Raw genomic sequence first — 15,224 nt, forward strand, 5'->3', positions numbered from 1 at the left:
GCACCTGATGAATTAACTCAAGTTGAGGGGACATGGCTGCAGTCCATCAATTGCAAGGGGTAGGAACTGCCTCTGCTGCATTACTGGAAAAACTGAATATCTTTAGCACAGATGATTTGCTGTTTCATCTGCCGCGTGATTATGAAGATCGTAGCACGATCATCCCCATGAACCAATTGTCCGTGGGGCGTAGCTATTTGCTGGAAGGAATCGTTAAAGGGGTCGATTTTCCACCCGGCAAGCGTAAATCTATGGCCATACAGCTACAGGATGATTTTGGCAAAGTCACCTTACGTTTTTATCATGTCTATAAAGCCCTGACTGACCGTGCAAAAGTCGGTAATCACTTGCGCATTTTTGGTGAAGTTCGCGTGGGTGCACGTGGTCTGGAACTGTATCATCCTGAAATTCAGCTGATTACCGAACACACACCGTTGCCGAAAACCCAGCTCACCGCGATTTATCCTGCAACCGATGGCCTAACCCAGCCCAAACTGCGTGAATATGTCAAACAGGCACTAAAACAGCATAGTGATGACCTACCTGAATTATTACCGGAAAAATTCACCAATGGTTATGCGCTAAAACAGGCACTGGAATATATTCATGAACCGCCATTAAATGCCAATATGTTACAACTGGCACAAGGTTCTCATCCGGCACAGCAGCGCCTGATTTTTGAAGAACTGGTTGCCCATCAAATTAGTCTGCTTGCACGGCGTGCCTATATCCAGCAGATCGAAGCGCCCTCCTTCACGGCCAGTAAAAATTTTGCCAAACAACTTTTGGCCGGCTTGCCTTTTAGCCTGACTGGTGCGCAAAAGCGTGTCTCCAAAGAAATTGTGCAGGATTTAAAACAGAACAAACCGATGCTGCGTCTGGTTCAGGGCGATGTCGGTGCCGGTAAAACGCTGGTCGCCGGGGTTGCAGCCTGTCATGCCTTGGAAGAAGGTTGGCAAGTGGCGCTGATGGCACCGACAGAAATTTTGGCTGAACAGCATTATTTAAATTTTAAAAAATGGTTTGAACCGCTGGGATTGAATGTTTCTTGGCTTTCAGGCAAACAAAAAGGTAAAGCGCGCACAGCAGCAGAACAAACAATTAAAGAAGGCACTGCAAATTTAGTGATCGGTACTCATGCCCTGTTTCAGGAAAATGTTGAATTTGCCAAACTCGGCCTGGTGATTATTGATGAGCAGCATCGTTTTGGGGTCGATCAGCGTTTGGCTTTACGCAACAAAGGCTTAAATGGCATGACGCCGCATCAACTGGTGATGACTGCAACACCGATTCCACGCACGCTCGCCATGTCCGCTTATGGTGATCTGGATACCTCGGTGATTGATGAACTGCCGCCAGGACGTACCCCGATTCAAACCGTCACCATTCCTTTGGATCGCCGTGAAGAAGTGCTTCAGCGTATTACCACCAACTGTGCTGAAGGCAAACAGGCTTACTGGGTCTGCACGTTGGTGGAACAATCGGAAACGCTGGATGCACAGGCTGCTGAAGCAACTTATCAGGAAATTAAGGAACGTTTTCCACAGCTCAACATTGGTCTGGTACATGGCAAGATGAAAGCCGATGAAAAACAGTCGGTGATGCAGCAATTTAAAGACAATCAATTACAGTTGTTGATTGCCACCACGGTGATTGAAGTGGGCGTTGATGTGCCCAATGCATCCATCATGGTGATTGAAAATGCCGAACGCTTAGGACTTTCGCAGTTACATCAGCTGCGTGGTCGTGTTGGTCGTGGAGCAACCGCCAGTTTCTGCGCCCTACTGTATAAAAATCCATTGTCGCAAAATGGACAGGAACGGCTGCGCATCATGCGTGAAACCAACGATGGTTTTATCATTGCCGAAAAGGATCTGGAAATTCGTGGTCCGGGTGAGTTGCTGGGTACCAAGCAAACCGGGGATATGGGCTTTCGTGTGGCCAAACTGGAACGTGATGATCATTTACTCAATCAGGCGCATTATGTCGCCCAGCAAATTTTGAAAGACTATCCGGAAAATGCCGACGCCTTGTTAAAACGCTGGCTGCCGGAAGCGCCGCGCTATGCCTATGTGTAAAAAATAATTTTAAATAACGGCCTAAGTCAGTTATTGATTATGCCGTGAGCAGCATGGATGCTGCCACTGTTGCACTTAAATACCTGCTGTGCAAAATTAATATTCAATAAAAAGAAGAAGAAAATATGCTGCAATTTATTCAGCCATTCATGCACAAAGCCATCCAAGGGATTTCCCCTTGCGTACTCTGTGGCGTAGACCATCAACGCCATCATTCAGTCTGTACAGATTGCTGGCAGAAATTACCATGGTTTAAAAATGTGGTTCAACGTCAAGAAATGAGTATTCAGGTCGCCTGTCATTATGACTACCCGATGGATCGCATCATTCAGAAATTCAAATATGAACAACAGCTACATTTTCAGACACTGCTGGCAGGTACTTTAACCCAACTTCGCATTCCAAAAATTCAGGCCATCGTGCCGATGCCCATTTCCAATCAGCGGCTGGCAGAACGTGGCTATAACCAGTCTTTAGTGCTGGCAAAGATCTTGGCAAAACACCTGAATATCCCGATCTGGCAACCGGTGTCCCGGCTGGCGCAACATTCGCAAAAAGGCATGAGTCGGATAGAACGCCTCGACCAGATCGGGCAACAATTTGTGATTGCAGCACAGCCTAAAATTCGTTACCGCAAAGTGCTGATGCTGGATGATGTAGTTACAACTGGCAGTTCACTACATGCCTTAAAAACCAAGTTAGACGAATTAGGCTGTCAGCAAATCTATGCCGCCTGTATAGCCAGTGCAGAGCCATAAAACCAAGAAGACATTATCCCAGATCCCGATTTTAGCTTGAGCTATGCAGGCATAATACAGGAGGCAGATATAAGTCAGAAAGTCGTTGTCCTGATCAGGAAATAATGGCCTTGGCTGTTAAAAACTGCTTTACCCAAGGCATCACAATTTGCGTGCTCAGTGGTGCAAGTGGCGTACTCTGATCATCCAGACTTACCCACTTCATTTCGGCAATTTCAGCTGCAATTTTCGGTGCGTGATCTAAAGTCACATAATATAGATAACTCACCAGCTGATGATCCGGCTCATTGGCAGTTGCAGTTTCAAAACGACCGACAAATTGCTGAATTAAAGCCTGACAACCAATTTCCTCCTGAATTTCACGCAGCATGGTTTCTTCAGGCGGTTCTTTCGGCTCTAACTTTCCGCCCACCTGCATAAAGCAGGAAGTATTACGTTTACGCACCACTAAAAGTTGCTGTTGATCATTTAAAATAATGGCCGCTGCGACAGTAATGATTTTCATGCATGTTTCACCAAGACTTCCTGATCCACCACCATTCCCCATTTCTGTTGTGGCGCTCGAAAAGCGTCAAATTGTTGCAAAATCTCTTCAATGGAATCCGAAGCAATCATACTGTCTGCAAAACGTGGCTGGGTAAAACCTTTTACTGTGGTCAACTGAATAAATTTCAGCAAATCATCGTAAAATCCGGCCACATTTAAAAATGCACACGGTTTCAAATGAATACCGAGCTGTGACCAGGTCCATTGCTCAAAAATCTCTTCCAGCGTACCTGCACCGCCCGGTAAGGCAATAAAGGCATCAGAAAGTTCCGACATTCTGGTTTTGCGTTCATGCATATTCGCAACCACATGCAATTCGGTTAAATGCGGATGAGCCAGCTCATGATCCACCAACACCCTTGGGATTACCCCAATGACTTTGCCACCTGCCTGTAAAGCACTATCGGCCACCACCCCCATCAGGCCTGAACGTCCACCACCATAAACCAGGGTTTTCCCTTGCTGGGCGATGGTTTGTCCCATTTTTTGCGCGGTATCTAAAAAAATCGAGTCGGTGCCTAAAGCTGAGCCACAAAAAATTGCGATCGATTTCGTCATTGTTTCAGCCTGTTTTGCAGATGTCATATTAATAAAGTAAATTTTCAGGAGATTTTTTAATAAAAAAGCGATTGAATCAGTGTTTTTATTCAATTCCTTGTCTAAAATACACCCATCAATTCACCTATACTGCGCAGGGAAAAGACAGCATGCTTGAAGCCTTTTACGCCACAGAGCGCGGTAGTTTGGAAGATGCCACCATCAATGGTGGTTTTGATCTCCACCCGGATTTAGTGTGGATCGATCTCATTGCCCCATCACAAGAAGAACAACAATGGGTGCTAGATGCTTATGAGCAAAATTTACCGACGCTAAAATCCTTGGAGGATATTTCTTCATCGGCACGATTCTACCGTGATGATGACGGTATTTTACATATCAGTACCTATTTTTTGACGAAAAATAAAAATTTTCAGGTCGATGGCGAAACCGATGACAACTCGAGCATTTTAGCAACCGTGCAAACGGTAGCTTTTATTCTGCATAAACAACACCTGTTTACCCTGCGCGGTGAAAAACTGGTGGCCTTCCGTGCTTTCCGTGCCCGTGCCCGTCGTAACGACTATGAAATTGACTACAAAGACCCGACTTGGGTTTTGCTCGGTTTACTGGAAGCCAAACTGGATGAACTTGCGGATATCCTGGAAGATATCCACAAAGACCTTGAAAAATATTCCACAGAAGTATTGAACAACCGCCATCGTGAACAAATTCTCGATCTGGATGACATGATTACCCGTCTGGCACAATTGGAAGATATGCTCGGAAAGGCACAGTTGTGTTTGATCGATTTACGTCGGGTACTGACTTTCTTGTCGCGTCCGCGTGCTTTAGGCAGTCATATTTATGATGCCGATATTCGAGAACTCAGTGAAGATGTGCGATCTCTGGTAGAACATGATGCCTTCCTGTTCCAAAAGGTTCGATTTTTACTCGACACTACTTCCGGATTCATTAATACCGAACAGAACGATACTATCCGTCGATTCTCGATCTTGCCAAGCATGCTCGCACCACCGATGCTGGTTGCCAGTATCTATGGCATGAATACCGATGTGCTGCCATTTGCCCGAGGAGCGACCAGTTTTATTATGGTCGGCATTATTTTAGTGGCCTTCTTTATTGGACCGCTGATCTATTTCCGCTGGAAAAAATGGATTTGATGAAGTTCATATTTTTTTAGAACTAAGATTAAGTCCTCAAATATTTAACCTTTTTTAAAGTGAATAATGGAATCCTCTCTCCCTCTGGGAGAGAGCTAGAGAGAGGGTTTTTACATAATTACCTCACCCTAACCCTCTCCTAAAAGGAGAGGGAACTTCACTAATTTATTTGGTTATTTCTATAAACATTAAAAAAGCACCTTGCGGTGCTTTTTTATCTTTCAGTATTCAGGCAATCAATTGCAGATCATCTTGCAAATGACAGGCCTGAATGATTTTCATCATTTTCTCAGGCACTGCTTTAAATTGCAGACCCTGAGCTTTCGGGGTCTGACGCAACCAGCGCACCAGTACTGCCAGTGCCAGCGTACTGCCCTGTTCCAGCTGTGCCAGATTGACCACCACAGGAAACTGATGCTGCGATTGAATCAGTTTTAAACCTTGCTGGTAATAGTCCTCTGCATTGGCATAATCTATTTTGCCGGAAACCTGCAATTCCTGATGAATGAATTGAATCACTGAACACCCTTCCCGGTTATTTTTTATCTACAGATGCATCGGGTTCAAAGTTCGCAATAGCTTTATCGATATTGCCACCATTACGTTTTACCGTTGCAGCAAACTGATTACGGAACTGTAAACCTAAATCAATACCCGCTACATTGATATTACGTACTTTCCATTGATTGCCTTTATCCACCAACTGGAAAGATACAGGGGTTTTTTCACCTTTGTTGTTGAAATCAATCGTGACCACAGGATTTTTGCTATTTGTTTCTTTATATGGGCGCAGGCTATAAGTCTGGTTGGTATATTTAACAAAAGCTGTACCGTAATTTTCGATTAAAGTTTCACGAAAATTGTGTTCAAACTTGGCACGCTGAGCAGCCGTACTGTACTGATTGGTGGCATAGGTTCCCATGACCAGACGTGTAAAGGCTTGTGAATCAATATAAGGATCAAGATTTTGACGCACAATCGCTTTCACCGCAGCAGGATTGTTTTGCAATTTTCCTTGATCCGCTTTTAAACGAGCAACCAGACCATCTGCTACTTTTTTAACAAAAGCCGGTGGCGTTTCAGTCGGTGCTGCAAATGCAGTACTTGCGATCATTGTTGATAAAACACTTATGCCAAGTGTATGTTTAAGTAAGGTATTCACGAAATTCTCCTCTCAAAATTATTCAACAAATGAAGTTTGCGCATCTTCTGTTGATTCAGTTGATGTTTTTTCTTCTGCCGCCTTAGCTGATGACTTGCCTGCACCACCAGTAATAAATTTACTGATTAAATCTTCAAGATCCATCGTACCTTGGGTATTGGCAATGCTTTCACCACGTTTGACATAGTTCAGACCACCACCTGGAACAACTTTCAAATATTTTTCGCCCAATAAACCATTGGTTGCAACCATAATATAAGCATCTTCATCGATACTAGTGATGGAGTTCATGTTATCAGCCAGTTGCTTTTCCATTTCTTTTTGTTTCGCAGGAGCTGCTTCACTGTATTCTGTGCTATAGCGCAATTCTTCCAAAGCATTGGCTTTAACCTTTTTCAGCTGTTCTTTATTGAAAGATGTTAACTTGCCATCCAGCTCAAAATACACCGTTGCCAAACGTGATACCGGATCAAGGGTAATATCCGTGACACGACCAATGGTCACGCCACTCATGGTGACTTTGGCACGCGGTTTTAGGCCATTCACATTGTCAAAACTTGCGGTCATGTTGTAGCTGTCACGCAGGTTTGTTCCCACCAAGCCACTCACTTTCATAGCCAAGAAAAATAAGGCAATACCTGTAAGAATGACAAAAATACCTACGGCCAGCTCACTTGCACGTGATTTCATTAAACACCTCCAAACATGACCGCAGTCAACACAAAATCAGAACCCAAAACACACAATGAGGAATACACTACTGTTCGCGTAGTCGATGTTGCAATTCCTTCCGACGTTGGCACACAGGCATAACCCTGATAGACCGCAATCCATGTGCAAATTAATGCAAAAACCAAGCTTTTAATAATGGTGCCGTTGAAAATATCTTTATAGAACTGCACGCTATTTTGCATCCCGCTCCAGAAAGAACCTTCATCTACCCCTAAAAAATCGACCCCGACCATTTTACCGCCCATAATGCCAATCGCACCAAAAATGATTGATAACATCGGCAGACTGACAATACCGGCCCATAAACGAGGGGAAACGATACGTTTCAGCGGATCGACCCCAATCATTTCCATACTGGCCAGCTGCTCTGTGGCTTTCATCAGGCCTATTTCAGCCGTTAAAGCCGAACCGGCACGCCCTGCAAACAGTAATGCCGCCACGACAGGAGCCAACTCTCTTAACAGGGTTAAAGACACCATTGTGCCAAGCATGGCTTCTGAGCCGATATTTACCAAAATGGAATAGCCTTGTAAACCAAGCACTAAACCGATGAATAAACCCGATACGGCAATAATCAATAAAGACATCACACCAATACGGTACATTTGGTAAAGAAACAGTTTGACCCCGAGCCAGGTCGGCATGGAAAACAGGATTTGCAGCAACATCTGGGTTGCTACACCTATCCCCTGAACACGTTCAATGACGCGTCTACCTAATGAGGCAATAGCATTCATGAACGCACCTCATCACTTAAATAAGCCTTATGACTAAACTGATAATCGACAGGACCTTCAGCAGCCCCGGTTAAGAACTGACGGACAAATGCCGATTCATGCTGCATTAATTCAGCCGGCGTACCCTCACCCTGAATAACCCCTTCCGCGATAATGTAAATGTAATCGGCAATGGATAAGGTTTCACCCACATCGTGCGACACAATAATCGTGGTTAAATCCAGTGCTTCACGCAAGGTACGAATTAAACGGGCAAGTACCCCTTTTACAATCGGGTCTTGGCCGGCAAAAGGTTCATCGTACATGATCAGTTCCGGATCTAGCGCAATCGCACGGGCCAAAGCAACACGACGGTTCATCCCGCCAGACAATTCTGCAGGCATCAACTTTTCAGTACCACGTAAGCCCACCGCTTCCAGTTTAAGTGCCACCAGCTCGGCAATCAGATGTTCAGAAAGTTGAGTATGGGCACGTAAAGGAAAAGCCACATTTTCATAGACACTCATATCGGTAAACAGGGCACCGCTTTGGAACAGCATGCCCATACGGGCACGTGCAGCAAATAATTCCTGACGTGACATATCTGCAATATTTTGGCCATCTAACAGAATTTTACCGTGCTCAGGCGTCAACTGACCACCAATCAGACGCAGCAAAGTAGTTTTACCGGTACCTGAAGGCCCCATAATGGCGGTAATCTGGCCACGTCGAATTGTTAAACTGACATTATCGAAAATGACACGTTTCCCTCGTTTAAAGCTCAAGTCATGGACTTCAATCCAAGATTGAGCTTGCTGAGGTATTTGATTATTCATAGCCGAGGGTTTTCCTGCATTTTTTTCAGCATGCATACTATAAAGGATTCGGGTTTAAAATGTTACCTTTAGATAAAAAGCAACCAATTTACCATAATTTTTATTTTTTAATTGTAGTGTAGCTATTTTACCCAACAGGATACTGAGTTATTAAAAAGAATTATAGATATAGTATGCAATATTGCATAGTAATAAAATCAAACCAATATAAGGCATAATCACCTCTTGATTAAAATTCCATACATAATGATGAGATTCATTATTCATATTTAACAGAATGAAAATAAAATATGACTTAGTATACATTTTTATTCGATAAGGTTAAAGATTAGTCTCATAAAAAAACCGGTGTTTCCACCGGTTTTTTACTATCAAAATCTAACGTTTTTAGTCGTTAAATTTACGACGTGGGCGATCTTCGCCAAAGTTACGTTGCGGACGATCTTCGCCAAAGTTACGTTGCGGACGGTCGCCAAAATCACGCTTAGGACGGTCGCCGAAGCTGCGTTGTGGACGGTCACCAGTAAATTCGCGACGTGGACGATCTGCGCCTTCACGAGCTGGTTTATAGTCTACGCGGTTACCACGGTTGTCATCGTTAGAACGCGGTTTGTCACCAAAGCTGCGTTGCGGACGATCACCATAACCACCTTCACGACGTGGAGCTGGACGATCACCGAAATCACGTTTTGGACGATCATCGAAAGAACGTTGTGGACGGTCGCCAAAACCACCTTCACGACGTGGAGCTGGACGATCACCGAAATCACGTTTAGGACGGTCATCAAAAGAGCGTTGTGGACGATCGCCATAACCACCTTCACGACGTGGAGCTGGACGATCACCGAAGTCACGACGTGGACGATCTTCTCCACCGAATGCTGGACGTTCGCCACGTGGTTTGTCATCGTAGCTACGACGTGGACGATCATCACCGCCTTCACGACGTTTGAAGTTGCTTTCGCCTTCAAAACGACTACGGCCACCGCCATCACGACCACGACCGCCGCCAAAACCGCCACGACCACGACCACCGCCGTCACGACCACGACCACCGCCATCACGACTACCGCGTGCAGGAGGTGGAGATGGCTCAAGACCTTCAATTTCAGATACATTTAAACGTGCATCTAGGAAGTCTTCTAAAGCACGGATCTTGCCGCGTTCACGGTAAGTAGCAAGAGTAATTGCTTTACCTGTACGACCCGCACGGCCAGTACGACCAATACGGTGTACATAGTCTTCGTTCTTCATAGGAAGACCGAAGTTAATTACGTGTGAAATTGTTGGTACGTCAAGACCACGAGCAGCCACGTCAGTTGCAACTAGGATTTTTGCACGACCTTCACGGATGCTACGTAAACGACGGTTACGAACAGTTTGTGGCATAGCACCATGAAGCGCTACAACTGATAAACCTGCTTCAGCAAGTTCTTCAGCCAACATATCTGTATCTTCTTGAGTTGACGCAAATACTACTGCTTGATCAACGTCTTCTTCGTTTAACCAGTGAGTAAGTAATTTTTTCTTGTGTTCAAAGCCATCAGTCCAGTGCAAAGTCTGAGTGATGTCAGTGTTTGTAGAGTGACCAGTTTCGATCGAGATACGCATTGGATCATTCATCATGCGTTCAGCAAGCGTAATGATACGTGGTGCAAAAGTCGCAGAGAACATAAGTGTTTGCTTGCGGTTTGCAGCCAAGTCACCAATTGCTTCTAGGTCTTCAGAGAAACCCAGGTCAAGCATGCGGTCAGCTTCATCGACAATTAATGAGTCAACTTTATCAAGTTTGATTTGACGACGGTTAACCAAGTCAAGTAAACGACCTGGAGTCGCTACAACCACTTGTGCGCCTTTTAACTGCTGGATTTGTTTACCAAAAGGCATACCACCCATGATCGCAGCAACACGAACACCTTTCATGTGACGTACAAGTGCAATCGCATCTTGACATACTTGTTGTGCTAACTCACGAGTAGGAGAAATCACTAAAATGGATGGTTGAGTAACCGCTTTCATACGCTCTTTAAACGGTACGAAAGTTTCTTGATTTGCAAGCGCATTCAAAGTTGGAAGCAAGAATGCAGCAGTTTTACCAGAACCTGTTTGGCTTGATACTAAAAGGTCTTTACCTTCAAGTGCAGCAGGAATCGCTTGTTCTTGTACAGGAGTTGGCGTAGTAAAGCCTAAACCTTCAAGAGCCTGTGTTAATGACTCATCGAGGGAAAAATCAGCAAAAGTTTTGCTCATAGAGAGTATTCACCCTGAAGTGGGTGCTCCATTTAATAAATTACAATATGGACATCGGCAAAAAGCGGCACAGCAATTAGAGCTGAAAAATATAAGATTCAGCAGCGATCCGAATAACGACGATGTGGATATAACGCACGCATGATTACGGCCGCAAACCTGAAGGAATCGCTTAAGCGATTGGGGCGCGAAGGATATGTCCTCTCTATGGACAGGACGCGCATACAATGATTAGAAGATAATGTTCAGGTAAAGAACGGAAATTTAAGTGCGTGGCGGCATAATAACAGAATCATTTTAAAAAGTAATCATTTTTTTCGATTAAATTGTGCATAAATACTGTTTTTTTCAGTAACAGCCTATTTTATAACTCAATTTTGTTTAATTTTTAAACAATCCTTATTGTAACCTTTTTGTACTGAATAACAATGCGCTCAAACCTTGATCCACGGGTATTTTCAGTAAATCACGAATTTAATTCAAGAATAAAAAAAAGCCCTCACAAGGAGAGCTTTTTTTTGTCATATCACTCGATTCAATCGATCTTACTTGGCTGCTTCACCCCAAGCTGGAACAACAGCTTGCATTAAAGGTTTGAGCATTTTCATAGAGCAAGCAAGTACTTGACCATTTTCCATAGAATCGGCACCACCACGCGCATCCACTACAGTACCACCCGCTTCTTTCACGATTAACTCGCCTGCAGCGATATCCCAAGGTTTCAGCCCCAGTTCAAAATAACCATCTAAACGACCTGCAGCCACATAAGCCAAATCTAATGCAGCCGAACCTGCACGACGGTATTGTGCACCCGCTTCAGTCACGTTTAATAATGAGTTGAAATGGTTTTTCGCATAAGAAATCACTTCACCGTTACGTTTCGCACGGTAAGCATGACCTACGGCAAGGAAAGTATTTTGCAGGCTGTCTTTGACATTTACGCGAATACGGCGTTGGTTCAACATTGCACCGCGACCACGACTTGCAGAGAATAACTCGTCTTTCACAGGGTCATAAATAACACCGTGTTGAGTCACACCTTTGTGTTGAACAGCAATAGAAATACAGAAATGCGGGAAGCCGTTAATGAAGTTTAAAGTCCCATCAAGCGGATCGATCACCCAACACCAGTCGGCGTCGTGACCTTTACCTTCTTGCAGACCAAACTCTTCACCAAGGAAGCTGTGGTTTTTATAGCTTTTACGTAGAGTATCGATAGTCAATTGTTCCAAATAACGGTCTACACGCGTTACCGGACCATCAATCCCTTTTTCTTCGACTTGTAGATCGAGTTTATGACGATTCTGATGCGCTTTTAAAAGCTCTTGACCAACTAATTGAGCCGCACGCGCAGCCATCACCACCATAGGTTCCATTGAACACCCACTACAAATTTGAAGATATTGATAAAGAATAATGCATAAAAGCCCTCACATTTTAGCAAATATGAGGGCTTTTAGGGAAAAAATGTTTCTAAAATTTTAAAATGCTTCAGGATACCGACTGCACAAGTTTCAACCAAGCCAATTCAATTGATCTTTCAATGCCTTTGGCATCCAGCCCGGCCTGTTGCAGCATCTGTGCATGTGAAGCCTGATGCATGAAGATGTCTGCTAATCCCAAATTCAATATAGGTTTAACAATTTGCGCCTGAGCTAAATACTCATTCACTGCACTGCCTGCCCCGGCCATCACGGCATGTTCTTCCACAGTCACAAACAGGCTGGTGGTTGCAGCCAGTTGATCAATGATCTGTTCATCCAGAGGTTTAACGAAGCGCATGTTTACGACACGCACACCAACATCATGACTGTCTGCCAAGACTTGTGCCGCTTCTAGCGCCGCACTGACACGGCTACCGAATGCCAGAATACTGATCTGTTCATCTTGCTGTTCATTCAAACTGACCACAATTTCTGCTTTGCCAATCTCCAAAGCAGTCAATTGTTGCTGAATTTCAACACCGACCCCATTACCACGCGGATAACGCACTGCTGTAGGTCCCTTATATAAATAAGCGGTATGTAACATTTGACGACATTCATTTTCATCTTTAGGCGCCATAATCACCATATTGGGTACGGTACGCATAAAGGCATAGTCATAGGCACCAGCATGGGTTGGGCCATCTTCACCGACCAGCCCTGCACGGTCAATGCCGAAAGTGACATCCAGATTTTGTAAGGCTACATCATGAATCAGCTGGTCATAACCACGCTGCAAGAAGGTCGAATAAATCGCAACAACAGGCTTCAGTCCTTCACATGCCATACCGGCAGCTAATGTCACAGCATGCTGCTCGGCAATCGCCACATCAAAAAAGCGTTCAGGAAACTGTTTGGCAAACTGCACCATGCCTGAACCTTCACACATGGCCGGCGTAATGGCCAGCAAGCGCTGATCTTGTGCAGCTTCATCGCATAGCCATTGTCCAAACACATCGGAATATTTTGGTGCGGTATTGCTTGAAGATGTAGCATTTAATTTACTGATGGCATGGTACTTAATCTGGTCGGCTTCAGCTGGCGCAAAGCCTTTGCCTTTTTTGGTATAGACATGAATTAAACGTGGGCCTTTACGTTTTTTTAAGGCATCAAAGACCTGTACCAGCTGATTGACATCATGCCCGTCGAACGGACCAAAATAATCAAAACCAATGGCTTTAAACAGGTTGTCCGCAGCTTCAGTAGCAGCACAGTGCAAACGTGAATTGTAAGTCCATTCCGGATGCGGCTGGATATACGCTTCGCCCTCATCAGTAATATTCACTGATTCACCGCGTTCCCAAATGGCAGCCAAATGTTTGGCAAAACCGCCGGTACTGCATGAAATAGACATGTCATTGTCATTCAGCACTACCATAAGGTCGGCCTGATGGGCAACGGCATCATTCATGGCTTCAAAGGCCATGCCGGCCGTCATTGCGCCATCGCCAATAATGGAAACCACTTCACAAGGATCTTTCTGGTAACGGCGTGCCAGTGACATGCCTAAGCCCGCAGAAATTGCAGTAGAAGAATGACCAACGCCAAAGGTATCGAATACCGATTCTTCACGCGCCGGAAAAGCAGCCAGACCGTCTTTGGCACGAATGGTGGTCAGTTGTTCACGGCGACCGGTTAAGGCTTTATGCGGATAGGCCTGATGACCGACATCCCAAATCAGGCGATCATGCGGGGTATTAAAACTATAGTGCAAAGCAACGGTCAGCTCGATTACACCCAAATTGGCACCAAAATGGCCACCGCTCTGTCCTGCCGCATACAAAATGTACTGACGTAACTCATCCGCCACTTTTTCTAATTGGCTGCGCTCGAGCAATCGTAATTGTTGAGGATGATCAATTGCATCCAGCAACGGAGTTACAGGGCGGTGAGTCGGTATTTCTGTATACAACATAAATGGCAAAGCCTTCTAAAGCCTGGCAAATCCTAAGCTAGGTAAACGGGTTATCGAGCACAATGGTCGAATTGTATCACCTTTAAATCAGCCACATTCCTAGCGATGCAGTTTAGAGGCAAATCTCTATACTGGGTGTTTGTTCATGAGCGAGATTATCCTGAATAATCTTACTATTTATCAACCATTATCGTTCGCTTTATACAAAAAAGGAAATCTTCTGCATAAATTCATCTTTACAATTCAACTAATGTCCAAGCATTCAGCTATACTTTAGCTAATTAATGAACTATTTAACGAGTTAAGCAGTGCCTATAGAGTTTGTCGCGACTTCAAGATTACCAACCGCTTTTGGTGAATTTAAAATCACGGTATTTCAAGACCCTAAAACAGGTGAAGAACATGTAGCTCTTTCTAAAGGCTTAGACACTCCCCCTACTGAACCGGTATTGGTGCGGATTCATTCTGAATGTTTAACCGGTGATGCCTTTTCTTCACTCAAATGCGATTGCGGTCCACAGCTTCAAGCCACACAAAAATTAATCAATGAAGTCGGTCAAGGCGTTATTCTGTATTTACGTCAGGAAGGCCGTGGCATTGGGCTGACCAACAAGATTCGTGCCTATGCCTTGCAGGATCAGGGACATGATACGGTCGATGCCAATTTAATGCTGAACTTGCCGGCGGATGCACGAAGCTATGACATGTGCACCATCATGCTCGACCATTTGCAGGTCAAACAGGTGAAACTGATTACCAATAATCCTTCCAAGATTCAGGCGCTACAAGAAATGGGTATTGATGTGGTCGATCGTGTGCCGCTAACTGTCGGTTTAAATCCTTTCAATGCAGAATATCTAAAAACCAAACATGAACGCATGGCGCATATGTATAAGAAAGGCGATTTTTAATATCCTTTTTATTTTATAAATCTCCCCGACTTTGATACAAATCCACCCCAACCCTCCTTTACTAAAGGAGGGAGTTTTCCCTTTCCACTTATTGGAATTTAGGGAAGCCTCCCTT

The 15,224-nt window shown here is 44.5% G+C and carries 14 protein-coding genes; 4 read left to right on the forward strand and 10 right to left on the reverse strand.

Going from position 1 to position 15,224, the window contains the following annotated elements; genetic code table 11:
• Positions 1-32: 32 nt before the first annotated feature.
• Both recG and B9T29_RS02870 read left to right on the forward strand, forming a co-directional pair.
• The gene (gene recG, locus B9T29_RS02865; protein WP_086174474.1) at positions 33-2,078 is read left to right on the forward strand and encodes an ATP-dependent DNA helicase RecG; all 2,046 of its coding nucleotides are present in this window, start codon (positions 33-35) and stop codon (positions 2,076-2,078) included.
• A gap of 125 nt (positions 2,079-2,203) precedes the next feature.
• Positions 2,204-2,836 (forward strand): ComF family protein, encoded by a 633-nt coding sequence (locus B9T29_RS02870; RefSeq protein ID WP_086174475.1) that lies wholly within the window; start codon positions 2,204-2,206, stop codon positions 2,834-2,836.
• Between the two features lie 94 nt (positions 2,837-2,930).
• On the opposite strand, the gene B9T29_RS02875 is transcribed toward B9T29_RS02870, so the two are convergent.
• Both B9T29_RS02875 and B9T29_RS02880 read right to left on the reverse strand, forming a co-directional pair.
• Entirely contained in the window at positions 2,931-3,341 is a 411-nt protein-coding gene (locus B9T29_RS02875; protein WP_086174476.1) for an NUDIX hydrolase, read from the reverse strand.
• A complete protein-coding gene (locus tag B9T29_RS02880) occupies positions 3,338-3,940 on the reverse strand; it encodes a TIGR00730 family Rossman fold protein (protein ID WP_086174594.1) in 603 nt (200 codons plus the stop codon). The genes B9T29_RS02875 and B9T29_RS02880 overlap by 4 nt, the downstream gene beginning before the upstream one ends.
• A 149-nt stretch (positions 3,941-4,089) precedes the next feature.
• Here B9T29_RS02880 and B9T29_RS02885 point away from each other — a divergent pair, with 149 nt between their 5' ends.
• Positions 4,090-5,103, forward strand: a complete 1,014-nt coding sequence (locus tag B9T29_RS02885; RefSeq protein WP_086174477.1) for a CorA family divalent cation transporter — start codon at positions 4,090-4,092, stop codon at positions 5,101-5,103.
• 228 nt (positions 5,104-5,331) lie between these two features.
• Here the strand turns inward: B9T29_RS02885 and B9T29_RS02890 are convergent, their stop codons facing one another.
• The 8 genes from B9T29_RS02890 to dxs all read right to left on the reverse strand — a co-directional run bounded on the left by B9T29_RS02890 (position 5,332) and on the right by dxs (position 14,198).
• Entirely contained in the window at positions 5,332-5,622 is a 291-nt protein-coding gene (locus B9T29_RS02890) for an STAS domain-containing protein (RefSeq protein WP_086174478.1), read from the reverse strand.
• A 16-nt stretch (positions 5,623-5,638) separates the two neighbouring features.
• Positions 5,639-6,265 carry an MlaC/ttg2D family ABC transporter substrate-binding protein gene (locus tag B9T29_RS02895; RefSeq protein WP_086174479.1) on the reverse strand — a complete coding sequence of 209 codons (627 nt, stop codon included), beginning with the start codon at positions 6,263-6,265 and terminating at the stop codon, positions 5,639-5,641.
• 18 nt (positions 6,266-6,283) lie between these two features.
• Positions 6,284-6,955: an outer membrane lipid asymmetry maintenance protein MlaD gene (locus B9T29_RS02900; RefSeq protein WP_086174480.1), complete on the reverse strand. Its 672-nt coding sequence runs from the start codon at positions 6,953-6,955 to the stop codon at positions 6,284-6,286.
• The gene (gene mlaE / locus B9T29_RS02905) at positions 6,955-7,734 is read right to left on the reverse strand and encodes a lipid asymmetry maintenance ABC transporter permease subunit MlaE (protein WP_086174481.1); all 780 of its coding nucleotides are present in this window, start codon (positions 7,732-7,734) and stop codon (positions 6,955-6,957) included. Before mlaE ends, B9T29_RS02900 begins: the two co-directional genes overlap by 1 nt.
• Positions 7,731-8,549, reverse strand: coding sequence for an ABC transporter ATP-binding protein (locus B9T29_RS02910; protein WP_086174595.1), 819 nt, complete (start codon positions 8,547-8,549; stop codon positions 7,731-7,733). Before B9T29_RS02910 ends, mlaE begins: the two co-directional genes overlap by 4 nt.
• A gap of 387 nt (positions 8,550-8,936) precedes the next feature.
• Positions 8,937-10,799 (reverse strand): DEAD/DEAH box helicase, encoded by a 1,863-nt coding sequence (locus B9T29_RS02915; RefSeq protein WP_086174482.1) that lies wholly within the window; start codon positions 10,797-10,799, stop codon positions 8,937-8,939.
• Positions 10,800-11,344: 545 nt separating this feature from the next.
• The gene (locus B9T29_RS02920; RefSeq protein WP_086174483.1) at positions 11,345-12,175 is read right to left on the reverse strand and encodes an inositol monophosphatase family protein; all 831 of its coding nucleotides are present in this window, start codon (positions 12,173-12,175) and stop codon (positions 11,345-11,347) included.
• Positions 12,176-12,290: 115 nt separating this feature from the next.
• On the reverse strand, positions 12,291-14,198 hold the full coding sequence (gene dxs / locus B9T29_RS02925) for a 1-deoxy-D-xylulose-5-phosphate synthase (protein WP_086174484.1): 1,908 nt from the start codon (positions 14,196-14,198) through the stop codon (positions 12,291-12,293).
• A 308-nt stretch (positions 14,199-14,506) separates the two neighbouring features.
• On the opposite strand from dxs, the gene ribA reads away from it, so the two are divergent.
• The gene (gene ribA, locus B9T29_RS02930; RefSeq protein WP_086174485.1) at positions 14,507-15,109 is read left to right on the forward strand and encodes a GTP cyclohydrolase II; all 603 of its coding nucleotides are present in this window, start codon (positions 14,507-14,509) and stop codon (positions 15,107-15,109) included.
• Positions 15,110-15,224 lie beyond the last annotated feature (115 nt).

The organism is Acinetobacter sp. ANC 3903 (genome assembly GCF_002135315.1).
GTDB lineage: Bacteria > Pseudomonadota > Gammaproteobacteria > Pseudomonadales > Moraxellaceae > Acinetobacter.

Excerpts from the sequence above, each read along its gene's own strand:
- B9T29_RS02870 (WP_086174475.1), top strand. The coding sequence starts at position 2,204 with ATGCTGCAATTTATTCAGCCATTCATGCACAAAGCCATCCAAGGGATT.
- dxs (WP_086174484.1), bottom strand. The coding sequence starts at position 14,198 with ATGTTGTATACAGAAATACCGACTCACCGCCCTGTAACTCCGTTGCTG.
- B9T29_RS02900 (WP_086174480.1), bottom strand. The coding sequence starts at position 6,955 with ATGAAATCACGTGCAAGTGAGCTGGCCGTAGGTATTTTTGTCATTCTT.
- recG (WP_086174474.1), top strand. The coding sequence starts at position 33 with ATGGCTGCAGTCCATCAATTGCAAGGGGTAGGAACTGCCTCTGCTGCA.
- B9T29_RS02920 (WP_086174483.1), bottom strand. The coding sequence starts at position 12,175 with ATGGAACCTATGGTGGTGATGGCTGCGCGTGCGGCTCAATTAGTTGGT.
- mlaE (WP_086174481.1), bottom strand. The coding sequence starts at position 7,734 with ATGAATGCTATTGCCTCATTAGGTAGACGCGTCATTGAACGTGTTCAG.
- B9T29_RS02910 (WP_086174595.1), bottom strand. The coding sequence starts at position 8,549 with ATGAATAATCAAATACCTCAGCAAGCTCAATCTTGGATTGAAGTCCAT.
- B9T29_RS02885 (WP_086174477.1), top strand. The coding sequence starts at position 4,090 with ATGCTTGAAGCCTTTTACGCCACAGAGCGCGGTAGTTTGGAAGATGCC.
- B9T29_RS02875 (WP_086174476.1), bottom strand. The coding sequence starts at position 3,341 with ATGAAAATCATTACTGTCGCAGCGGCCATTATTTTAAATGATCAACAG.
- B9T29_RS02880 (WP_086174594.1), bottom strand. The coding sequence starts at position 3,940 with ATGACGAAATCGATCGCAATTTTTTGTGGCTCAGCTTTAGGCACCGAC.
- B9T29_RS02915 (WP_086174482.1), bottom strand. The coding sequence starts at position 10,799 with ATGAGCAAAACTTTTGCTGATTTTTCCCTCGATGAGTCATTAACACAG.